Annotated in this window: 20 protein-coding genes and 1 pseudogene; 19 read left to right on the forward strand and 2 right to left on the reverse strand. The window is 46.0% G+C overall.

What is annotated here, in order from left to right; genetic code table 11:
* The first annotated feature begins 172 nt into the window (after positions 1-172).
* The 3 genes and pseudogenes from ACXAFV_RS03975 (at position 173) to ACXAFV_RS03985 (ending at position 5,557) form a co-directional block, all read left to right on the forward strand.
* Positions 173-3,238 (forward strand): FIMAH domain-containing protein, encoded by a 3,066-nt coding sequence (locus ACXAFV_RS03975; RefSeq protein ID WP_475124597.1) that lies wholly within the window; start codon positions 173-175, stop codon positions 3,236-3,238.
* A 628-nt stretch (positions 3,239-3,866) separates the two neighbouring features.
* A complete protein-coding gene (locus ACXAFV_RS03980; RefSeq protein WP_475124598.1) occupies positions 3,867-5,252 on the forward strand; it encodes a hypothetical protein in 1,386 nt (461 codons plus the stop codon).
* An 84-nt stretch (positions 5,253-5,336) separates the two neighbouring features.
* Positions 5,337-5,557, forward strand: a pseudogene (locus ACXAFV_RS03985) (hypothetical protein).
* Here ACXAFV_RS03985 and ACXAFV_RS03990 read toward each other — a convergent pair.
* Positions 5,522-5,857, reverse strand: coding sequence for a hypothetical protein (locus ACXAFV_RS03990; protein WP_475124599.1), 336 nt, complete (start codon positions 5,855-5,857; stop codon positions 5,522-5,524). The pseudogene ACXAFV_RS03985 and the gene ACXAFV_RS03990 overlap by 36 nt on opposite strands.
* A 284-nt stretch (positions 5,858-6,141) precedes the next feature.
* Here ACXAFV_RS03990 and ACXAFV_RS03995 point away from each other — a divergent pair, with 284 nt between their 5' ends.
* The 10 genes from ACXAFV_RS03995 (at position 6,142) to ACXAFV_RS04040 (ending at position 14,066) form a co-directional block, all read left to right on the forward strand.
* Positions 6,142-6,474, forward strand: coding sequence for a 2Fe-2S iron-sulfur cluster-binding protein (locus ACXAFV_RS03995; RefSeq protein ID WP_475124600.1), 333 nt, complete (start codon positions 6,142-6,144; stop codon positions 6,472-6,474).
* Positions 6,475-6,529: 55 nt separating this feature from the next.
* Positions 6,530-7,300, forward strand: coding sequence for a creatininase family protein (locus ACXAFV_RS04000; protein ID WP_475124601.1), 771 nt, complete (start codon positions 6,530-6,532; stop codon positions 7,298-7,300).
* 32 nt (positions 7,301-7,332) lie between these two features.
* A complete protein-coding gene (locus ACXAFV_RS04005; RefSeq protein ID WP_475126063.1) occupies positions 7,333-8,796 on the forward strand; it encodes a hypothetical protein in 1,464 nt (487 codons plus the stop codon).
* A gap of 254 nt (positions 8,797-9,050) precedes the next feature.
* Positions 9,051-9,779, forward strand: a complete 729-nt coding sequence (locus tag ACXAFV_RS04010; RefSeq protein WP_446244467.1) for a TenA family transcriptional regulator — start codon at positions 9,051-9,053, stop codon at positions 9,777-9,779.
* A gap of 92 nt (positions 9,780-9,871) precedes the next feature.
* Positions 9,872-11,344: an aldehyde dehydrogenase family protein gene (locus tag ACXAFV_RS04015; protein ID WP_475124602.1), complete on the forward strand. Its 1,473-nt coding sequence runs from the start codon at positions 9,872-9,874 to the stop codon at positions 11,342-11,344.
* Between the two features lie 25 nt (positions 11,345-11,369).
* Positions 11,370-11,843, forward strand: coding sequence for a GlcG/HbpS family heme-binding protein (locus ACXAFV_RS04020; RefSeq protein ID WP_446244465.1), 474 nt, complete (start codon positions 11,370-11,372; stop codon positions 11,841-11,843).
* A gap of 50 nt (positions 11,844-11,893) precedes the next feature.
* The gene (locus ACXAFV_RS04025; RefSeq protein WP_475124603.1) at positions 11,894-12,493 is read left to right on the forward strand and encodes a chromate transporter; all 600 of its coding nucleotides are present in this window, start codon (positions 11,894-11,896) and stop codon (positions 12,491-12,493) included.
* The gene (locus ACXAFV_RS04030; protein WP_475124604.1) at positions 12,490-13,023 is read left to right on the forward strand and encodes a chromate transporter; all 534 of its coding nucleotides are present in this window, start codon (positions 12,490-12,492) and stop codon (positions 13,021-13,023) included. The genes ACXAFV_RS04025 and ACXAFV_RS04030 overlap by 4 nt, the downstream gene beginning before the upstream one ends.
* A 96-nt stretch (positions 13,024-13,119) precedes the next feature.
* On the forward strand, positions 13,120-13,350 hold the full coding sequence (locus ACXAFV_RS04035) for a hypothetical protein (RefSeq protein ID WP_475124605.1): 231 nt from the start codon (positions 13,120-13,122) through the stop codon (positions 13,348-13,350).
* 38 nt (positions 13,351-13,388) lie between these two features.
* On the forward strand, positions 13,389-14,066 hold the full coding sequence (locus ACXAFV_RS04040; protein ID WP_475124607.1) for a GntR family transcriptional regulator: 678 nt from the start codon (positions 13,389-13,391) through the stop codon (positions 14,064-14,066).
* A gap of 55 nt (positions 14,067-14,121) precedes the next feature.
* On the opposite strand, the gene nadX is transcribed toward ACXAFV_RS04040, so the two are convergent.
* Positions 14,122-14,928 (reverse strand): aspartate dehydrogenase, encoded by an 807-nt coding sequence (nadX, locus tag ACXAFV_RS04045; RefSeq protein ID WP_475124608.1) that lies wholly within the window; start codon positions 14,926-14,928, stop codon positions 14,122-14,124.
* A 178-nt stretch (positions 14,929-15,106) separates the two neighbouring features.
* Here nadX and ACXAFV_RS04050 point away from each other — a divergent pair, with 178 nt between their 5' ends.
* The 6 genes from ACXAFV_RS04050 (at position 15,107) to ACXAFV_RS04075 (ending at position 23,575) form a co-directional block, all read left to right on the forward strand.
* Complete coding sequence (locus ACXAFV_RS04050; protein ID WP_475124609.1) at positions 15,107-15,454, forward strand: 2Fe-2S iron-sulfur cluster-binding protein; 348 nt, start codon at positions 15,107-15,109, stop codon at positions 15,452-15,454.
* A gap of 30 nt (positions 15,455-15,484) precedes the next feature.
* A complete protein-coding gene (locus tag ACXAFV_RS04055) occupies positions 15,485-15,667 on the forward strand; it encodes a hypothetical protein (RefSeq protein ID WP_475124611.1) in 183 nt (60 codons plus the stop codon).
* 45 nt (positions 15,668-15,712) lie between these two features.
* Entirely contained in the window at positions 15,713-16,189 is a 477-nt protein-coding gene (locus tag ACXAFV_RS04060; RefSeq protein WP_475124612.1) for a RidA family protein, read from the forward strand.
* 28 nt (positions 16,190-16,217) lie between these two features.
* Positions 16,218-17,240 carry an NAD(P)/FAD-dependent oxidoreductase gene (locus tag ACXAFV_RS04065; protein ID WP_475124613.1) on the forward strand — a complete coding sequence of 341 codons (1,023 nt, stop codon included), beginning with the start codon at positions 16,218-16,220 and terminating at the stop codon, positions 17,238-17,240.
* A gap of 215 nt (positions 17,241-17,455) precedes the next feature.
* On the forward strand, positions 17,456-17,689 hold the full coding sequence (locus tag ACXAFV_RS04070) for a ferredoxin (protein ID WP_475124615.1): 234 nt from the start codon (positions 17,456-17,458) through the stop codon (positions 17,687-17,689).
* A 255-nt stretch (positions 17,690-17,944) separates the two neighbouring features.
* Positions 17,945-23,575 carry a pullulanase gene (locus ACXAFV_RS04075; RefSeq protein WP_475124616.1) on the forward strand — a complete coding sequence of 1,877 codons (5,631 nt, stop codon included), beginning with the start codon at positions 17,945-17,947 and terminating at the stop codon, positions 23,573-23,575.
* Positions 23,576-23,643: the final 68 nt, after the last annotated feature.

The following is a 23,643-nucleotide window of genomic DNA, read 5'->3' on the forward strand; positions in this document are numbered from 1 at the left end:
AATGGGATTGGGATTGGGTATTTATTCCTATTTGATGTCTTTTAAGAGAGTAGAAATGAATGATCAAAGGATTAATGATGGCTTTAAAAGAAGTAATTTATTGTAAATCTAATTAATGAAAAGGAGGTCCGTTCTTGTCACATACATTCGAAAAATAGGAGGGAGAATCGGAATGAGTAAAAAAATCCTGAGTGTAGTATCAGTCTTACTTTCAATTCTATTGTTCATGTCATTGTGGCCGCCGTTACAAACGGGGGTATCGGCAGATGCTGGTTGGGAAGAGCTTCAAGTGGAAAATGGTGATTTTGAAGCAGTCCCTGCATCTGACAAGAATATTCCATCATGGGTATTCTGGAGCGGGGGATATAAAGAAGGGATGAGCGTGACAGATGAAAAGTCATATGAGGGGGAACGAAGCCTTAAGCTTGATAACTCTGGAGTTGTAGGCCTATTCAGTCAAGCGGTTGAAGTGACAGAAGGTAACCAATATAAGCTTTCAGCTCAGTTATATGTAGATGAACTTGTAACGGGGAATCCTGGAATCTGGCTTCGCTGGTACAATGCTGAAGGTAAGAATTTCAGTGACAGTCCGAAATATTTTGAAGGGCTGAAACTGAATGAGTGGCAGGAGGTAACTGTGGAAGCAAATGCTCCAGCAGGGGCTGTCGGGGTGAAGATATTTATCTACCAAACGAGTAAAACGAAAACGAAAGGATATTATGACGATATTAAACTCTATGAAAAATCCAACGAGCAGTTGGAGCTGCCATTCGAATACGGTGATCCGATTAATCTTGGACCATCAGCATTAGCGGCCAAAACACAGGGAGCGGCCGTTGGCGACGGGGAAGTCTACTATGCGACAAATGGGTCCCCGGCCACTTTTTACGCCAATGATGCAGAAACGGGGGAAAAGATTTTCTCCCACGAACTTCCCGGCAGCGATGTTGTATGGGGGATGACGATCGGTTCGGATGGGAATGTGTATTTTGCCGGTACATACAACGGCATTTTGTACAGGTACCTGGTGGACGAACAGAAACTGGAGGAAGTTGGGCAAAGTCCTTCCGACAACTGGATCTGGCAGCTGGATGCTACAGAGGATGGAAAAATCTACGGAGCAACCTACCCGAATGCAAAAGTATTCGAATATGATATCGAGTCAGACACTTTGACGGATCTCGGGCGGTTCCATGAAGAACAGAACTATGCAAGGGGATTGGGCGTAACGGATGAGAACCTCTATATAGGAATCGGCACGACCGCATACTTGATGAAAATGAATCGTGAAACGGGAGAAAAAGAAGAAATCGACTTGCCGATTACAGGTACCAGTACCTCAGTCTCAAATGTCTGGGAGTACGGAGACCGGCTATTTGTTGCATATGGTACAAGCTTGCTGGTGCTGGATGTGAATACAGGAGAAGTGGTTCATGAAATGAGCTGGGAAGATGAGTCCGCCTACGATGGGTTGATTTCACCTCCTTCGCCTTATGATGACAGCTTGATCTATTTCAAGGATAAGCGCACAAGCGAGCTGTGGACTTATGACATGGATACGGATGAAACACAGCCGGTGGAGCCAAAGGTCACATTGCCTTCCTCACCGGTCAAGGCATACGAATGGACGACGAATGATGAAGGAAAACAGGTTCTGTCGATTCTTCATCATCAAATCGAGTACTCCACCTATGATCCGGAGACAAACAACTTGAAGGTCATTTATCCTGATGTCGAGCTTCAGGGACTCTCTATTCAGAGTCTTGAAATCGGCCCGGATGAAAAAGTGTACATGGGTGGATATCAAGGTTCGTTTGGAGTATTCGATACATCTACTGAATCGTATCTGCTGCGCGAACGGAACCCGCATCAGATCGAGGGCATCGGATTTATGAATGGGAACGTTTATATGGGGATATACGGTGGAGCACAAATTTACAAATATAACCCTGAAGTTCCTTTTAATTATAATGATGGAGGAAGCGGAGATAATCCTGAAATGATCCATGATATTGGTGATGACCAAAGCAGGCCGTTCACCTTTGCGGAGGGTGATGACAAGTTATTCACCGGAACGATTGCTGATTATGGAAAACTTGGCGGGGCACTGACTGTTTTCGATGAGAAAACGGGTGAGTGGAACACGATTCGGAATATCATTGAAAATCAAAGTATCATCGGGCTCGCCTACAAGGATGGAATGTTATATGGAGGTTCCACCACTGCAGGCGGACTTGGCATCGATCCAACCGAAGAAAAGGCAAGGATGTTTGAGTATGACGCGGCTTCCGGTGAGTATGAGTTATTCGACCTGGAAGTGGAAGGGATCAAAACACCTGAAATGATAGGGGAACTATCCTTCGGCCCTGACGGAAATCTATGGGGTGCTGCCTATGGAGTGAATGAAAAAGGAGAAGCAAACAGCGTCGTATTTGCAATGGATGCTGATACCAAGGAGATCATCAAGCAGAAGGAATTATACACCGGCGTCCACCGCGGCAGTCAGTGGCGTCCATTCTTCATGAGATGGGATGAGCAAGGCATGCTGTATACTACTGTCGGAAGGAAATTGACGGTCATCGATCCTGAAACGATGATGAGTAAACAGCTTATCGGGGATACGGTCAACCTGATGGATATTGATAGAGAAGGAAATATCTATTATGCCAAGGGAGCAGACTTGATGAAACTGCCTGTTGCATTGGAGAATGCAGAACTGACCGCAGAGGATCGCAGCCTTCATCAGGGAGAGACGAAGGAGCTTGATCTTAAAGTGACATTGGCAAACGGACAAGAAGTTGACCTTGCCGGTGCAGAGGTTGAGTGGAATAACAGTGATCCAAGTGTGGCAGAAATCAATGATGGAAGCGTTACTGCGCTAAACGCAGGCAAAACTGAAATCAGTGCGTCTGTTATGTATAACGGAGAAATGGTTACTTCCAATTTATTGGAAATAGTTGTGGGTGTTTCAACAAACACATTGACTGCGCAAATCAAAGGCATGGAAGAGAACGGTGACCTTGAATATGCCACGGCAAAGCAACTTGTTAACAAATTAAAGCAAGCACAACACCATTATGATAAGGGAAGAACAAAGCAAGCTCTGAAGCATTTAGATGACTTCTCAAATCATCTGCAAAGAAGCGATGCGGAAGAGAATATAAAAAACTTGCTGGAACGAAATGTCCAATCAATCAGAGATGAGTGGGACGGAGGGACAGGTTCATTGTCCCAGTAGGGGTGACCGACAAATAATTAAAAGCCTGGAGAATATGTCTCTAGGCTTTTTTATGTTGAATGGAAAAGAACAATGGGACACTGTTCCTTTCCCCCTGTCCCCCAAAAAAAGCATTCATACACCTAATGAGAAAGGATGGATGCCTTTTTATCAATCTCTAAATGAGAAAGCCTTCCTAGTATATATTATATCTTTAAAACTTTAATGTCCTTTTCAGCCTCAAGAGTTTACGATTTGCTTTCTCTAAAGCCTGTTTTGAACCAAATAAGAATTGGAACATCTGAAGCCCTCCTAATGAATACGTTTTAATAATTTGATTATAAGCGGTCTTTTTTTATTAGTCAACAATTTGGTATACCAAATACTTATATTTTTATAAAAAGTTAAGTTGAAATTAACGTATTAGTTAATTTGGTATACCATTTATGATGGAAACCATATAGATAATCCGTATAAAACATTGGTATAAAAGGATTTTTGTATGGTCAGTGAACCTTTAACACACCATGAAAGTGCATACTGATTTTTGTAATTCCAACTTTTTATCGAAATAATGTATACCAACTAATTGATTTTCATTCTCAATAGGTTTAATATATAGAATAATCAGAAAAAATGCGGTGATTTTATGATTAAACTATTATCAGGTGTTTCGATTGTCCTTTACTTGCTGAATGAACTTTTCAAGGGAATTCAGCTTTCACCTTTGATCTCTGTTATTTGTTTCGTTATTGTATGTATGACAATTTTGAAAGTAAGTAAGTTTGTCAGATTGATTGGAGGGGTGTTCCTTGCACTTGGGCTGATTATGTTGTTGAGGAGTGGTGCAGGGATTGGGGATATCGTTCTATCTTTCGGTCCGATGCTTAATCTTCTGACTCTGTTTGCGCTGGTTCCATTGCTTGCACTGCCGATCAAGCTCGGGAATTATTCTGAGAATATTCAAGGCTTTATTTCCAGGCGGGTCCGGTCCTCCACAAGCTTATACAGCTTGACCTCGGGGATATCTTACTTTTTCAGCATTTTCATGAACCTGGCTACATTGCCGATGACGTATTTCTCGGTCAGGCCCGCTGCGGATGGATTTCCCTTGGAAAATAGGGAGAGGTTCATGAGCAGGGCCATCACACATGGATTTTCAATGCCTTTGATGTGGGCGCCCGTCACCCCGATTGTGGGGATTGTCATTGATATGACGGGGGTGAAATGGGGTGCGATGCTTCCTTATGTGCTGCCTCTTAGTGTCTTGGGACTTTTGCTAGACTGGTACACGGGCGGATACAGGAAGCGGAAGCGCGCCTCTTTTGGGACAAGCACGGCAATTGATGAAACGGCTGCTGCCATCGAGGCAGGGAGCGGAAAGAGCGGAGGAGCAGGGAAGCTGTCCCATATCCTGATCGCCATAATCCTCTTCAATATCGTGATCTCCATCCTGGAGCATTCGCTGTCGCTTTCGTTCCTGATTGTGGTATCGCTTCTGGTCATCCCGTTTGCATTCGTATGGTGTCTCTTTTTAGGACAAGCAGGGAGCTTTACATCTGGACTCGTGGAGCATTATCAGAATCATTTGTTGAAAATGAAAGACCAGTTCTTTATTTTTCTTTCAGCAGGTTTTTTCATCTCGGCCATTGAATTCTCCGGGGCAGACCATGTGGTGAATGGGTGGATCACGTCATTTAAGAATACTATCGGAATCGAAATCTTCGTCTTATTCATTCCGTTGATTCCATTGGCACTGGCGTTCATCGGGCTTCATCCAGCAGTTGCTCTTGCACTGCTCGCTGGAACGCTTGACCCTCACAGCCTGGATATCTCGCCGTATATCCTGACGGTTTCGATGCTTGCCGGAGCGGTATCCGCCTTTTTGATGGGGCCGTACAATGCGACAATCGGGCTCATGTCCACCATCGTGAAGACAAGCTCTTACAAGGTTTCGAACTGGAATTCAGTATTTACGATTTCTTTTCTGAGCCTGGCCATGCTGTATCTTATTTTCTTGCAGTTGTTGATATGATGGAAAATAGAACACCTCCCTTCAGTACAACAAAGGGAGGTGTTTTTTAGGTTTGATTATTTCTGTTATAAGTCGTTCCAGCTGTTGATTGGAGTGCAAGACGAAGACTCCTGCGGGAAAAGCGAGTTAGGTGAGACCCCGCAGGAGCGCAGCGACGAGGAGGCTCAACAACCGTCCGCGGAAAGCGAAGTCTTGCACGGAAATCAACAGCGGTGTTCAGTAGTGTTTTCCAGGAAAGATTCTTTCCTCACTCTACCTCAAAAACAAAATTAAACAGCCAACTCATCAGACTTAACCAGCTTTGAATGCTTCGAGTCTTCACTGTTTCCATTTGCTTTGACGATTTCGTACAGTTCTTCGCGTGCCCCTTGGATCGTTTCAAACGATTCGAAGAATTTCATCCGGATATGGTTAATATACTCTTTCCCTTCATACTTTTCGTAAAGTTGGATTTTCGCATCATCATCCAGGACTCTTGCGATTGTGTATGTGGATTTCAATTTGTCAAAAAAATAGAAATGATAGGTTTCTACAGGCTGAAACCCGTCATTCTCCAGTACGGTTTGAAAGGTCTCCTTATTGGTCAGCACGATATACTTTTCCATCTTCAAAACCACTCCTCTATCCATAGTAATTGTATTTGGTATACCAAATATCGTTACTCACAGTCTAAAACAAGTCCTGGAAATAATCAATAGAGTATTCAGAATTTTTTATTTTTTATAAATTTGAAGAGGTGGAATCCCTTTATCCATAAGCATTTTAGTGAGTGGAGAAGAAGCTTTTTTGTGAGAAAAGCTGACGGAAGGGTTTACATTTTTTAAGATTCAAAGGTATACTGAAGAAAATTCAAAAAATTGTGATAAATGTCACGATAAGGGGTGTATGTATGCCAAATGTTAAGTTGTTTGTGGATGGGGAGATCATCGAACAAGATGTAAAAGATGGTGCCAATCTGGTTGTCCTCGCTGGTATCAAGCAGTTTCCGAAGCTGAAATATGGCTGCGGGATGGGCAAGTGCACAAAGTGTACATGCAAAGTGCTGAAAGGAATGGATGATCTGGATCCACCTAATTGGAAAGAGGACAAAATGCTGGGGGAATTGGTCGGGGAAAACTATCGTCTTACTTGCCAGTTAAGCATAAAGGCGGATATAGAGCTTACCCAGGAAGGAATCGATGTGAAGAAAAGGAAAAGGGAAGCAGCTGAGGCAAGGGGATAATTTTTTAAAATTGTACGGTATACAAAATACCGTAGTTATGTAAGGAGAGAGAAGATTGAATTCTTATCTATTAACGAATATGACGTGGGAGGAAGTAGAAGAAGCACTAAAGACGGTGAAGATGGCGATCATACCAGTTGGTGCCCAAGAACAGCACGGTCCACATATGGCTGAGAGCTGCGATGCCGTCCTTGCGACGGAAATGGCGAAGAAATTGGCAGAACGCATGTATCCGTATGTACTGGTCACTCCGACCATCAATATGGGCGTATCCCCGCATCATCTGAACTTCCCGGGTACGATATCTTTGAAGCCCGATACGTTGATCGCGATTTTGCGGGATATCGTTCAGTCCTTGAAACATCAAGGGATTAAAAAATTCTTATTCCTTAACGCTCATGGGGGGAACCAGTCAACTTTGGGTGTGGCAAGCACGGTGCTTTCACAGGAGGAAGAGGTCGACATCTATTATGCAAAGACGACCTCTTCTGCAAAAGAGTCCATCAATCAATACATCCAATCACCAATATTCGGACACAGCTGTGAGCGTGAAGTATCCGAAGCACTTTACTTGGCACCTTATCTTGTAAGGCCGGACAAGCTCACGTCAGGAGATTTCTGTGAAGGGGGGAGATATAAACAATTGAGACCAGGCAAGGCCATTCAAGGATTTTACCGGTATGAGGAAATGACGAAGAATGGATGCATCGGAGACGCTACAAAAGCAACGAGAGAAATCGGGGAACAGATTGTTAGAGAGGCAACTGAGAATATAGCAGAATCGTTAAGAGAATTATTGGGGATTGAAGTTGAATTGCTGAATTAGAATGCGATAAAAAAGGGGAAGGGTGAATGCTTTTGGAGTTATCTGCTGCTCACTGGCTTTATGCTCTGGTTACGCTTGTTGTCATTGTCACGATGTTGTTTCGCAGGGGGGTTGTACTGCCGACGATTGTAGGGACATTCCTCGTTGCATGTATCTATAAGGGTTCCGTCGTCGGGGGCTTTATGGCGGTCTTTAATGCCAATCTGGTTGCAGCAAGAGAATTATTCAGCATCTTTTTGATCATTACCCTTATGGTTGCGCTTCTAAACTCACTGAAAGATCTCGGGGCGGACCAGAAAATGATTATTCCGATTCAAAAAGTCATGGTAAACGGGCATATTGCTTATTTTGTCTTAATGGTTGTAACGTATGTAATTTCATTATTTTTCTGGCCGACACCTGCTGTTCCGCTCATTTGTGCGCTGCTTGTACCGGCTGCGATGCGGGCAGGACTTCCTGCGATGGGTGCTGCGATGATTGTGGCCATTGCAGGGCAGGGGATGGCTTTATCTTCTGACTACATCATGCAGATTGCACCGATGCTGACGGCTACATCCGGGGGCATGGAAACCGTGCAGGTTGCGGATAAGGCGATGATTTTGTCCCTCATCACAGGGGTAACGGCGGTTGCAGTCGCGTATGCGATGATGTATAAGTCGATTGCCAAGCCAAATAGTGAAGAAGCTCAGAATGCCGTCGATCTATTGGATGCGATGACGGCTGACAAGGATAGTGTGGAAGCTGAAGTGTCTGCAGCATCCGAAGTGACCATTGGCCATAGAAAAGAAATATGGGGAAAAGTGTTTGCCGTCCTCGTCCCTTTGTCTATGCTTGCGGTCATGATCTTCATGTTTTCCACAAAGGTTGGAAACAGTGAGGCGGGCACTTTTGCTGGGGGAGACGGTGCTGCGTTTATCGGCGGAGTGGCCGCTGTACTACTTATTTTAGCTTCCGTTGCTTTTGGAAGGATTCATGCGCTCGATAAAATCGGCGACCACATCACCGACGGGTTTGTGTTTGCGTTTCGTGCCATGGGGCCGGTTATCCCGATTGCAGGGTTCTTCTTCTTGGGAAGCTCGGATTTTACGGGTTCGATCCTATCATTGGGAGAAGAAGCTGCCAAGCCGGCATTCCTTTTCGATTTGGTCCAGTCTGCACAAGCGTCCATTCCTGAAAACGCTTTCTTTAGTGCATTCGGTATCCTGATTGTCGGGATCATCACTGGATTGGATGGATCGGGGTTCTCCGGACTTCCGTTGGTTGGTGCATTATCAGGGGCTATGTCGAACTCGGCAGGCATTGATCCCGGTACACTTGCTGCCATCGGACAGATGGGATCCGTATGGACGGGCGGAGGAACGTTGATCGCCTGGTCATCACTTGTAGCCGTTGCAGGCTTTTGTGGAGTTTCAGTCCTGGAGCTTGCCAGAAAGAATTTCATACCCGTCATGACGGGACTGGTGGTTGCCACGCTGGCCGCGATCCTGTTCATGTAAGAAGCTATGAAGTTAGAAATTTTTAAAAAATCAGAAAAGTATATTTACAAACAAACTTTCTTAGGGTAGTATAAAGACAATGGTATACCAAATAGTGAATCAGAAATAAACGTTTTCAAAGACTATATCTCTTGGATGTTTCTCTGTCAGTGAGAAGGGAAGATATGGTTGTTTTTTCGACACTATTTGGTATACAAAATACACAATACAATGTGCAGGATAGGTGAAGCACACTTTTTAGGAGGAGATTGATCATGACAAATCTATTATCGAAAGATGAATTCCGTAAAGAGCTGGAAGAAGCAATTAAAGGAAATCATAGTCAAAAGGCTCCTTTTACAGTCGCTTGGGCAGACGGAAAGCTAGAGAGAAAACACTTTGCAAGATGGGCTGAAAACCATTACCACTATGTAGGGCCATTCGCAAACTATCTTTCTTATATCTATCACAACACGCCGGATCATCCGAAGTTCGAAGATGCGAAAGACTTCACATTGCAAAATATGTACGAGGAAGAAATTGCAGCTGACCGCCATACGGACTTGCTGATCCGATTCGCAGAAGCGTGCGGTACGACAGCTGATAGAGTAAGAGATCCAAAGAATATGGCGGCGACAACGCTAGGCCTGCAAAGCTGGTGCTACTCAGTGGCTGCGCGTGAGAATTTCGTGGTTGCGACGGCAGCACTGGTTGTTGGATTGGAATCACAAGTGCCTGATATCTATCGTAAACAAACGCCTGTCCTTCGTGAAAAATATGGCTTCACAGATGAAGAGATCGAGTTCTTCGACCTGCACATCGTATCTGACGAAATTCACGGTGAGCGCGGATTCAAAATCGTCTTGGAACATGCTGATACACCTGAGCTTCAGCAGGAGTGCCTGGAAATCGTACGCGTCGGTGCGAAGATGCGCCGCATGTATATGGACGGCTTGTGGAGAGAGTACCTTGAACAGGATCTCGGAAGTCTCGTTCAGGCTTAATACTTAGAACTCTATGAAAAATTAATAAGTGGCAGTTTCCTTGAGGGGAACTGCCATTTGTTCATCATATCACCCGAAATAAACAGGAAAGGATGTTTCATGTGCTAGTAGCTAAAGCTGAGCTGTATAAAAATCTCATCAATGGCCAATGGGAGGATTCTTCAAGTGAAAAAACATTCGTCAGCCTCAACCCGGCCAATAAAGAAGAAGTGGTCGGTGTTTTCCAGGCATCGACGAAGGAAGACGTGAAACGTGCGATTGATTCGGCTGATGCGGCTTTCGATTCCTGGGCATCTACTGCCCCTTCGAAGAGAGCGGCGATCCTAAATAAGGCGGCAGAATATTTGATCGATCACGCCGACCAATTTGCAGAAGAATTGACGAGGGAAGAAGGAAAACCGATCGGGGCTTCCCGCGGGGAAGTGCTTAGATCTGCACAAACATTGAAGTACTATGCGGTAGAAGGGCAGAGCCACAGCGGAGAGACCTTTCCGCAGGATGATCAGGAGATGGATGTTTCCTCCCGTCTGGAGCCGCTCGGGGTCATCACAGTCATCACGCCGTGGAATTTCCCATTATCCATCCCTGCCAGAAAAATCGCGCCTGCACTGATCACAGGTAATACGTTGGTGTTTAAGCCTTCGTCTGAAACGCCGCTGGTTGCCTATCGATTGGTAGAAGCTCTTGTACACGCAGGACTGCCTGTTGGAGTGCTGAATTTTGTAACGGGACACTCCAGTGAAATCGGTGACAGCCTGGTTGACCATCCGGCGGTGAAAGCCGTGACGTTCACGGGATCCACCGGTGCAGGTGAACGCATTCACCGGAATGTATCCTTCGATACAAGGACGCAGATGGAGCTTGGAGGGAAGAATCCTCTCATCGTCATGGAGGATGCGGATATCGAGCTTGCGGCAAAGCTGACGGTCAACGGCGGCTACAATCTGACCGGTCAGGCATGCACGGGGACCAGCCGGGTCATCGTCATGAAAGAAGTCAAAGAGAAATTCCTGAATGCACTAATTGAAAAAACAAAGACACTCAAGATGGGCAGCGGTTTTGAAGAAGGAGTCACGATTTGCCCGTTAGCGAGTGAAAAACAGTTAAAGAATGTGTTGAACTATATCGAAATCGGAAAACAGGAAGGGGCAACCCTGTTGTACGGCGGCGAGCATGCGGTCGAGGGCGATTTTTCAAAAGGGTATTATGTCAGCCCTGCCATCTTCTCTGATGTGACACCGTCGATGAGGATCGCCCAGGAAGAAATCTTCGGGCCAGTCATCGCGGTCATCGAAGTGGAAAGCTACAAAGAAGCGCTGGATATTGCCAATGGCGTCGAGTATGGATTGTCGGCATCGATCGTCACCAATGACCTGAAGACTGCGCATCGTTTTACGAAGGACATCAAAGCAGGCACGGTCAAGGTGAACAGGACGACGACCGGTAACCTGATGAATGCCCCATTCGGAGGTATCAAAAAATCAAGTACCTCAACGTTCCGTGAATCGGGCAGAGCCGGTCTGGACTTTTTCACTCAAATCAAAACTATATATATAGGATACTAAAATCTTTCTGGGGGTAAATGCCGTTATGAAACAAATACTGAGACTTGAACTGGAAGAAGCAAAAGTGATCATCGAAGCAGCGAGAAAGAAATCTGAAGAAATCAATGTTTTAGAAACCATTGCCGTTGTCGATGAAGGTGGGCATGTGATTGCCCTTGAACGGATGAACGGTGCGAGGATCACGGGTCCTGAAATCGCGATTGCGAAAGCCTTCACGGCTGCCGGCCACAAGCGTTCCACTCATCTATTCAACAAGGAACCGAACGGACCGGTCCTGCCGGGTAACGAGGCATTCGGTATCCAGCAGATGCTTCCTGGTAAATTCGCGGTCTTCGTCGGCGGCTTCCCGATTGTGGTGGACGGGGAAGTCATTGGCGGAATCGGTGTCAGCGGAGGCAATGGTGAACAGGATACGGCCGTCGGTACAGCTGCCCTTCAGGCATTGCAGTCCCATTTACAGGATCATGAAGTCGTAACAGAAGCAGACATTAAGAAATAATCGATACCTCACAAGGTCCTGATCATAATGTACAGAAAGAAGGAGTCAAGATGAAATCTTATGTGGACCTTACGATTGGATTTGCAAGAACAGGGGTGACCGGCTATGGGGGAGGGCCCTCCACCATCCCGCTCATTGAATATGAAGCCGTGAAGAAGTATGAATGGATGACGGAAGAAGAGTTCGGGCAGACGCTCGCGCTCGCCAACACGCTTCCGGGGCCTATCGCCACGAAAATGGCAGCGTATATCGGTTATAAGGTCAGCGGCGGGGTCGGTGCAGCCGTGGCGATCCTGGCCCATATCCTGCCGTCCTTGTTCGGGATGCTCTTCATGCTCGGACTGCTCTACAAATTCCGGACTTCACCGATTGTCAGCGGCATGGTGCAGGGAGTGACCCCGATCATCGGCGTGATGCTCCTTGAAATGGCATACAAATTTGCGGATAAAGCCCGGAAAGGTCTCGGGATGCCGATTGCTCTCGGACTGGGGGGCGCCTCTCTGGTGCTGATCCAGTTCCTGCATCTGCATCCGGGAATCATGATCGGGGCATGTCTGCTGGGTGCCTTCATTGTTGCAACCTATAAGAAGAGAGCCGAGGATCGATCACACGAATTGCATGTCGAGCCAAGAAAGGAAAAGAGCGTATGATTTACTGGGATATTTTTTGGGCGTTTTTCATATCGAATCTTCTCGGGTACGGCGGAGGGCCATCGACCATTCCGTTGATACAAAATGAAGTGGTCAACCGCTATGAATGGATGACGTTAAATGAATTCGGGGATCTCTTTGCCATCGCCAATGTCCTCCCCGGTCCGGTGGCGACAAAGATGGCCGGCTTTATCGGATATGAAGTAGGGGGCACATTTGGGGTTGTAATCGCTCTTGCAGCCACCATCCTCCCTTCAGCGATCGCCGTCATCATCCTTTTTAAATTCGTGAATCTCTTCAAAGATTCGCCACAGGTCAAACTGATGACACTCTCCGTACAGCCCGTCATCGCCATCCTGCTCGGAGTATTGGCATACCAATTCTTCCTAACCGCATTCGAAAAAAGCGGCCTACTACAACTAATCATTCTGACCGCAGCAGGATTCCTGGTCATGAAAAAATTAAAGATCCATCCGGCCGTCGTCATCCTCTGTGCATTGGTGTATGGTGGGATTTTTCTATCGAATTGAAGTGTAAAACGATCAAGTTCCGGCTTGGTCGTTTTTGCTTTATAGAGGATGATCTGGCTAGAAAAATTGAAAAATTTATGATAACGAATCTAGCTTTTGATTGGAGTGCAAGACGAAGACTCCTGCGGGAAAAGTAGCCAATGTGAGACCCCGCAGGAGCGCAAGCGGCGAGGAGGCTCACGGGCTACCCGCGGAAAGCGAAGTCTTGCACGGAAATCAAAAGCGGCGTTCAGGGTTGCTTTTATTGAACTGGCATACTTAAATGGTATACCTTACACCAAAATATTTCTTAATAATGTGAAAATGCCACAGTCTTTGATAAAATAGACAGAAAGCGATTTTAAATCGGAGAAGGAGATAATGCAATGAAGTGGGAAGAAGAGGAACTACTTTCAATCCGTGAACGCGCCTACCTTTACTTAAAAGACTTGATCCTGAGCGGTGAATATAAACCCGGCGACCGCCTCATCGAAAGAGAAGTCGCCAGTCAATTGAATATCAGCCGGACGCCGATCCGTGAAGCGTTATTCCGTCTGGAGTCGCAAGGCTTTGTCAAAACCGTCCCTCGAAAGGGAGTCATCGTGTCCAATATTTCTGAAAAGGAAGTCATTGAAGTATTCACGATTCTTTCTTCACTCGAAGTACTGGCGGCACGGCTTGCTGCCCAGAAGATGGATGACGCCCTCACAGGGGAGTTCAATGAAAAGATTGAAAAGCTTGAAGTCTTGGAGAAGGACGAAGTCGATGGTGGCGATACCGAGCACATCGAAATGAACCTGCTTCTTTATAAAGCGGCGAAAAGCCCTAAGCTGTTCGACATCCTGTCCGGTCTGACCGACTATATTCAGATGTCTGCCAATATGGGATATGAAACCCCTGGACGGAGAAAGGAATCCATCAGGGAACATATCCAGATCATGAAAGCTGTGAGGGATCAAGAAGCGGATATGGCTGAATACTTGACCAAGATTCATATTGAAAATTCGAAGAAAGCATATATTCAATTTCTTGAGAATCAAAAGGAAAAAGCGAAGAAGAAATGAAGAAAGACTGTGTCTGGATAAGGGACACAGTCTTTTTTATGGAGGTAAATTGAAATTAGATCCCGATGACGACGGGGGATGTCAAGTTATTTAATGCTTTGCAAATGCTCATCGCGACGATATAGCCGGACTTTGGATTGTCGGCTGAAGGCGTGTTCTGAATCGTCAGTTCCACCTCTCCGAAGTACCCTTTGGCCACGATTTGATGAGTATTGTGAGTCACTGCAGGGTCGACTAGAACCTGTACCTTTGTCCGGTCAAACCCCACCCCGGCAATGCTGAGGGCTGCCGATACGTTTGTGCTTTGGGGAAACAGTTTGGCGGACTCGCGTGCGGTCCCTTCATAAATCGTATGCTCTTCACTGATCGTATCCAAATCCACACTCTCTTCCGCAATGGTCCCCTTCCAGGCGGCAGGAGGCTTCCGGGTAATGAGCTTCACTTCCTCCAGTTCATTGATCGAAGAAGCTGCAATCCGGTCGAGGCCGCCGATGGCAGCGGAAGGAAGGATCAATTTCCGTTCATGTTTCTTTGCTGCTTCCATCACTTCATCGTAAAGCTCATGGTCAGAGAAGGCTCCAACCGACACCGTAATGAAATGACTGCTGGATGAGAGAGCCTTGACCGCATACTGATAAACTGCTTCATGGCCCGCACATTCAATGATTACATCCAGGCCGGAAGAAAAGAACCATTCCTCATCGTCAGTAACTGCGAATCTTTCATTCTCTAATTCTTCATATTGTTCCTTGTTGCGTACTAGGATCGCATCTACTTTTGCCCCTGTTACTTTGTCTTCTTTTATATAGGAGACGACATCTTTCCCGATCGCTCCATACCCTATTAATCCTATTTTTTGCATGATAGAGTCCTCGCTTTCATTTAGAATGGCTGGATTTTGGTATACCAAAAAGTATATCAATCGACTCTCTATTTATCAATAATTATTCAGAAAAATTAGAAATAACTAAAAATATCGTTGTCAGAATATTTTACTTATGGTATATTGTATACCAAGAAGGATCAAGGAGGAATACTCGATGCCTAAAATCAATTACTCTACAAGTGGAAAAGTACTGGAAGTACCTGAAAACTCAAATATATTGCGAATGTCTTTACGATATGATGGCGATCTTCCCAACAAATGCGGGGGAGGCATTTGCGGGACGTGCCTATGCAAGATCGAGGATGGAGCGGAGTATCTGGATAACGTGAAAGTGCAGGAGCGGAGAAAACTTGGGGAAGAGTGGCTCGAAAAAGGGTACCGGCTGGGGTGCCAGACATTTGTGACGGATGGGGATGTAACGATTTCTTGGGATGAAGAAACAACCAAAGTCGTGAAGAAAAGAAAGCCGGATAAAATCAAAAAAGAAGCAGTGAATAAATAGCTTGCATATTAAACGGGAGAGGTGAAGCAAATGTGGACATGTAAAAAGCATGTAACGAAGGCGATTGAATTATTAGACGTCCCTCATATCCGCAAAGCACCGGAAGGAGTTCATTGTTCTTTCTGCGATAAACAGGCAAACCTCAATGTGTACTACTCTCATAAACCTTGTAAATTCAAGAATAAAGATAACGGTCTCTTAAAAACCTCTTAACGGTCTGCTTATGACGACACCAAGCCTACAGGAAGGAAGATAAATGTGGAAAAACAATCGCTGTCAATTGAAGAGCGGCTTGAGTCAATCGGGTTATCTCTTCCGGATAAGCCCAAGCCGTCGGGACATTACTTAGGGGCGGTTCAGGCAGATCCATTTTTATTTGTAAGCGGCGTGACCTGTAAGTGGAACGGGAGCCTTCCTTTTAAAGGAAAGGTCGGAGAGGATGTTTCGCTCGAGGAAGGATATGAGGCTGCGAGGCTGACGACCCTCAACCAGCTTGCGATTGTGAAAGATGTGATCGGGAGTCTGAGTTTGATCGACCGGATTGTGAAAGTGACCGGGTATGTCAGCTGTGAGCCGGGTTTTCCCGATGTACCAAAAGTCATTAACGGCTCATCGGACCTGCTGGTCGAGTTATTTGGTGAGAATGGTAAACACGCTAGGTGTGCGGTGGGCGTCAGCTCCCTGCCAGGCAATGCAGCAGTAGAGACAGACCTGCTTCTTTTATTGAAGAAGTAGAAAGAGTTTAAGGAAAGGGGTTACGTATATGAGTGAAGATCAGAGTGTTGATGTCACCATCATCGGCGGGGGTCCGGCGGGATTATTTACAGCATTCTACGCAGGCATGCGACAGATGAGCGTGAGGATCATTGAAAGTATGCCGCAGCTAGGTGGTCAGCTTTCGGCTTTATATCCTGAAAAATATATTTATGATGTGGCCGGTTTCCCGAAAGTGCTTGCCAAGGATTTAGTGGACGGCTTACTGGAACAGGCCAATCAATTCAACCCATCTGTCAGCCTTGGTCAGACGGTGGAGAAGGTGGAAAGGCTTCAGGATCAGTCGTTTCTTTTAACGACAAGTAAGGGGGAAGTCCACAAAACCAAAACGATTATCGTGACGGCAGGCGCAGGAGCATTCAAGCCTCGTCCCCTTGGGATTGAAAAAGTGGATGAGCAGTATGAAAACCTTCATTACTTCGTCAATGATCTAAGCTGTTTCAAAGGAAGAAAGGTGCTTGTCTGCGGAGGCGGTGATTCCGCTGTGGATTGGGCGAACATGCTGGAGCCGATTGCGGAGCAGGTCACCCTTGTGCATCGACGGGATAAATTCAGGGCTCACGAGCATAGCGTACAGCAGCTGATGAACTCAAGTGTCAAGGTCATGACGCCTTTCAACGTAACGGAGTTGGAAATGGAAGGCTCCATGATTACCCATGCCGTCCTGCAGCACGCCAAGAAAGAGTGCACGGAAATCATTGATGTGGATGATGTACTTGTGAATTACGGGTTCATTTCCTCACTCGGACCCATCAAAGATTGGGAGCTTCAGATCGAGAAGAACTCCATCGTCGTCGATTACAAAATGGAGACGAATATCAAAGGCATCTTTGCTGTCGGAGATATCGCCACCTACCAAGGGAAAATCAAACTCATCGCCACAGGCTTCGGGGAAGCCCCAGTCGCTGTCAGTCATGCCAAACAGTATGTCGATCCAACGGCACGCGTCCAGCCATTACATAGTACAAGTGTGATGGGAAAGACGGAAACGAAAGAAGCCATCAAAGCCTGATCCGTATAAAATAGAAGGGAGATTGAGTGAACATGTGCAAAAACAAGATCACCGGCCAGGGAACCTGCACTGGATGTAAGTGTCGCAGTCTATCATCCCCTAAAGTATACGACCATGAGGAGGAAGGCCAGAAAATATTATTTCTGGATAAGAATCAGGGAAGCACCGAAATGAAACGTCCGATACATTCCACCAGGAAAGGAGACTAATTGATTATGGCCAAATACACCATCATCGACCAGGAAACCTGCATCGCCTGCGGATCCTGCGGTGTATCATCCCCTGAAGTATACGATTATGACGAAGAAGGAGTGGCATTCGTGCTGCTGGATAACAACCGGGGCAGCACACCCATACCGGAAGAGTACATGGAAGATGTAGAAGAAGCCTATGAAGACTGTCCGACGGAATCGGTAAAGTTGTCGGATGAGCCATTTAATAGAGATTGAGTGAACAGGGCATTGGGTTGTCCTGTTTTTTCTTTTGGAGCGATGGTTATGTACCTTGAGTCTTTAGTCATATTGTAACCCCTGTAAATATCATGTAAAATTTAAAAATACAGACAATTGTAAGCGTTTGCATTTTGGTAGAAAAGAAGCTGTATCGGTTCATTTTTGGAGAGCGCTAACCTTCTTTTTATGCATATTTGTGCAAACGTTTTCACAAACAAATGTATTTAAAAACAATAGGGAGGAAAATGGACTATGGGAAGAAAAACAAAGCGTAGATTCTCCGTATTTATGACCCTGCTGATGGTAGTGAGCCTTTGGTTACCATACGTACCGGCTCAGTCCGTGACAGCAGCCAGTTCTGGAGAAGAAAATTTTGACACAACTGAGTCTGCGGATCGCACAGTACGGTTCACGTACATCCGCGAAGACCAGCAGTATGATGGCTGGAATATCTGGGCCTGGAATACAGGGGTACAGGACGATCAAATTAATTTTGATTCGTATGAAAATGGGGTGGCAACGGCGAATATCGCGTTGGCTCCCGAAACGGAACAATTCGGATTTGTACTCCGCAGCACAGAAGATTGGAATACTGCGGAGAAAGAATTCAATGACCGTTTTATAAAGGTGAACAAAAACGACACCATCACCAAAGCCTACATAACAAGCGGTGTCGAGGAAATCCGGGTCGTTCCTGATGGATCGGCTCCGGTCATCGATCAGGGTGATGCTGTTTTTTACTATCGTGACAAAGAGCTGTTTGCAAATGATGCGATGGATACGATTGAAAAAGTAGAACTAAAGTTCAACGGTGAAACGAAGGAAATGACATATGATCCTGAGAATGAGAGATTCGTGGTTTCATATGAAGACATTCCGAATGGTAAAACGCCATATACCTTTTTGGTAACAAAAGACGGTGAAACTACAGAAGTAAGTGATCCTTACAATACGGTTGATGGACAGTCTTATATTGATTTTCAAAAAGGAGACTTGACTGTATCAGGATCAGTTGAACCCAAAGCAATTGACTATAACGAAAATGCTGTCTTATCTGTGGATGTTGAGGGTCTGACAGATGGTCTTAAAGTTTCTAAAATTACTGCCAACATTACTTCTTTAGGAGGATCAGAAAAGTTTGCGATCGACCCTTCGCTGAAAGAAGTGACAATTGCAGTAGATGACAACGTGACAGCAGGCACGAAAACGATTCCTTTAACAGTGGTGGACAATTACGGAAACCCTTATGAAGGAACTGCTGAAGTAGAAGTGAAAACGAGACAGGCTGTCGGTGAAAATGATTTTGACTGGGATGAGTCCATCATTTATTTCATGCTGACAGACCGGTTCTTTAATGGGGATGCGTCAAATGATGACCCTTATGGTTTGAACTATGACAAGTCTAAGCGCGGAACTTATCAAGGCGGTGACTTTGAGGGGATCACGGAAAAACTGGATTACCTGGATGAGCTTGGTGTGAATACGGTCTGGATCAGCCCGGTTGTGGAAAATGTGAAGTATGATGTCCGTAAAGGGGAAGAAGACCAGCCTTATTTTGGCTATCACGGATATTGGGCAAGCAATTTTGGCGAGCTCAATCCTCATTTCGGTTCAATGGAAGAGTTTCATTCACTGATTGATGAAGCCCATGAACGCGGAATCAAGATTATGGTCGATGTGGTGCTGAATCACACAGGCTATGGACTTAAAGAGATTGACGGAAACATTGCTGAACGACCTGCCGGATACCCGACCGATGAAGATCGTGCACGTTTCAGTGATATCGTGCGTCAAGGGTCCAATGTCGGCACTGACGAAGTGGTAGGAGAATTAGCAGGCCTTCCTGACATCATCACTGAAGACCCTGAAGTCCGCCAGCAGATCATCGACTGGCAGACAAACTGGATTGAAAAAGCGACAACGGCTAAAGGGAATACGATTGACTATTTCCGAGTAGATACAGTGAAACACGTTGATAAGCCGACTTGGATGGCTTTTAAAAATGCCATCACTGAAAAAATGCCTGAGCACAAGCTCATCGGGGAAGCATGGGGAGCAAGTGCTGAAACGTATTACGGCTACCTCGAATCAGGTATGATGGATTCCCTGCTGGACTTTGGATTCAAGGGAATTACTCATGAGTTTGTGAATGGCAGCTTGAAAGCGGCGAATGACAAATTGACTGCACGAAATGAAAAGATTGATAACACGGCAACTCTTGGTCAATTCCTTGGAAGCCATGATGAAGACGGGTTCCTGCATTCGCTTGGCGGCGATGAAGGGAAGCTTAAAGTGGCTGCTTCCATGCAAGCCACGGCTAAAGGACAGCCGGTCATTTATTACGGTGAAGAGCTTGGCCAAAGCGGAGCGAACAATTATCCGCAGTACGACAACCGTTATGATTTTGCCTGGGACCAGGTGGAAGATAACGATGTTTTAGCACATTACAAAAAAATCCTTAATTTTAGAGGAGACCATTCAAAGGTTTTTGCTAAAGGGGAAAGAAGCTTTGTAGGAGGAACGAACAGCGATAAATTCCTGATGTTCTCCCGTACGTATGACGGAGAATCGGCATACGTCGGCTTGAACGTTGGTGAAAAAGCGAAAGAGATTACGATTACTGTTGATTCTCCTGATGCAGTCATCACGGACCACTACTCCGGTAAAGAATACACTGCTTCAGGATCTGCAGAAGTCACCATTACGATTCCGGCAAATGCAGACGGAGGAACCGTATTGCTGACCGTTAAAGGCGGATCGATTACCGGTGCCGTAGCTGTTTCCGGTGATGGCGGTGAACCGGAAGTAGAGCCGGTGCCAGAGAACAATATCCGCATTCACTACAAACGTGAAGATGGGAACTATAAGAATTATGGTGCGTGGCTCTGGAATGATGTAAAAGATCCTTCTGCCAACTGGCCGACAGGTGCGACCATGTTCGAAAAGACCGACAGCTACGGTGCGTATATTGATGTACCGCTGGCAGAAGGCGCCAAGAACATCGGATTCCTTGTCATGGATGTCTCCAAGGGAGATGCCGGTAAAGACGGTGGGGACAAAGGGTTCACCATTACATCAGAGGAAATGAATGAAATTTGGATCAAACAGGGTTCAGACAAAGTCTACACATACGAACCAGTGGATTTACCTGAAAACACAGTGCGTATCCACTATGTGCGCGATGACGCAAACTATGAAAACTTTGGTGTGTGGAACTGGGGAGATGTAGCGGCTCCTTCAGAAAACTGGCCGACTGACGCAGCGGATTTAACAGGCAAAGACCAATATGGAGCGTATGTCGACATTCCGCTTAAAGAAAACGCCAAACAAATCGGCTTCATTGTCATGGATGAATCCAAAGGAGATGCCGGTAAGGACGGCGGGGATAAAAAGTTCAACCTTTTGGACAAATACAATCGTCTTTGGGTCAAGCAAGGCGACGATACGGTGTATGTCTCCCCTCAATGGGAAGTGGCATCCGGCATCACATCAGCCGAAGTCATCTCGGAAGACACGATCCGCCTTGGTTTTACAATGACGGAAGGCTTGACTCCGGAAGCACTGAAAGAAGGACTGGCGATCAAAGACAGCGAGGGTGCAGACGTTGCTGTGGAAAGCGTTGAAATCACAGGTGACACAACCGTTGAAGTAAAAGCAGCATTCAGCCTCGACAAGCTCCCTCTATCCATCACTTATGCAAGCAGGACCGTGTCAGCATCGACCGGCTGGAGAATGCTTGATGAAATGTATGGATATGACGGTGATGACCTTGGCGCGTCTTACAAAAAAGGAAATGCAACCTTAAAATTATGGGCGCCGAAAGCAAGCAAAGTTGTGGCAAATTTGTATGATAAAAAAGATGCCGCAACCAAAATTGGCAGTGTCGACCTGACGAAAGGAGAAAAAGGTGTCTGGTCAGCCGACATTAAGTCAAAAGATGTGGGAGTCAAAGATCTCAAAGGCTACTACTATCAATACGAAGTCACGAATGACGGCGTCACGAAAAAGGTGCTGGACCCTTACGCAAAATCAATGGCAGCCTTCACTGTGAATACAGAAGGAGAGCCGGGTCCTGACGGGGATACTGTCGGCAAAGCAGCCATCGTTGATTTAAGAGGTACAAATCCAAAAGGCTTCAGCCATGCAGACATCGATGGCTATGAAAAGCGTGAAGACGCGGTGATATACGAGGTTCACGTCCGCGACTTTACATCAGATCCTTCCATTGAAGGCGACCTTGACGCAAGATGGGGCTCCTATAAAGCCTTCATCGACAAGCTGGATTACATCAAATCCCTTGGTGTCACGCACGTGCAACTGCTGCCGGTCATGGCCTGGTACTATGGTGACGAAACCAATATGGGTGAAAGAGAGCTTGAGTATTCAGCAGGCGGCAACGAATATAACTGGGGCTACGATCCGCACAGTTATTTTTCACCAGACGGAGCTTACTCGGAAAACGCGAAAGACCCTGAACTCCGTGTGAAAGAGCTTAAGCAGTTGATCGATGCCATTCACGATGCCGGAATGGGTGTTGTGCTGGATGTCGTATACACGCATATGGCACAAACAAGCACACTGAATGACATTGTTCCAAATTACTATGCGTTCCAGGATGAAAAAGGAAACTTCCTCGGAGGCTTCGGAAACAATCTGGCAACCAACCATAAGATGGCTGAAAAGCTGATGGTGGATTCAGTGAAATACTGGTTTGAAGAATACAAGATCGACGGTATGCGTTTCGACATGATGGGTGACGCGACGTATCCTGCAGTGCAAAACGCATATGATGCAGCGGCATCTGTAAACCCTGACGCTTTATTCATCGGGGAAGGCTGGAGAACGTTTGCCGGTCATCTGGCTGACCCAGAACTTAAAGGAATGGGCGCAGACCAGGACTGGATGGACAAAACCGATGATGTCGGCGTATTCTCGGATGAAATCCGTAACGAATTGAAGTCAGGCTTTGGTTCGGAAGGGGAACCGCGCTTCATCACAGGCGGTGCAAGGGATATCAACACGATTTTTAACAACATCAAAGGCCAGCCGGGCAACACAGCCGATGACGATCCTGGCGATATGGTGCAATACATCGCAGCGCATGATAACCTGCCGCTTTATGATGTCATTGCTCAGTCTATTAAAAAGGATCCGTCTATTCCGGAGAACAACCTTGAGATTCACAAACGTATCCGACTTGGGAACTCAATGATCTTAACGTCACAGGGAACTGCATTCATCCACGCAGGCCAAGAATATGGCCGCACGAAACAGTGGATGGGTGAAGGGGTTCCTGAGCAGAAATATCATGAGTTAAAGGATGAAGAAGGAAATCCATTCGGTTACTTCATCCATGATTCCTATGATTCTTCAGATGCGATTAACAAATTTGATTGGGAGAAAGCAACGAACCAGAAAAAATACAGAGTCAACTCAGTGACAAGAGAGTATACAGAAGGCTTGATCGAACTGCGTAAATCGACGAACGCATTCCGTTTGGGAGAAAAAGAGTTGGTCGATCAAAATGTGACCCTTCTTGATATCCGTGAAATCAAGGATAACGATTTGATGCTCGCTTACAAAAACGTGTCTACAGATGACACTGGCACATATTACGTTTTCGTCAACGCCGATAACCAAGCACGAACTTTGTCCGTGGGAGACTATGACTTCAAAAAGGCAAAAGTGTTGGTGGACAGCGACGAAGCGGGAGTAAAGCAGGTCAGAAAAGAATCAGGCTTTAACCTGAAGAAAGACACTTTGACAATCGATCCATTGACGACAGTGGTAATTAAAGTCGATCAGAAAGATAAGTGGGAAGGTGAATTTTGGGATAAGTTCTGGGACTGGTTCGGTCGTTGGGACTGGTGGAAGCGGGGCTAGAGAATAGTTTCCTCGTCCAGTAAGTTCAAGGCCCGTCCCTCGTCGCTTTAAAGCGACGAGGGACGGGC

This window comes from Rossellomorea sp. ABR4_012, from assembly GCF_056159545.1.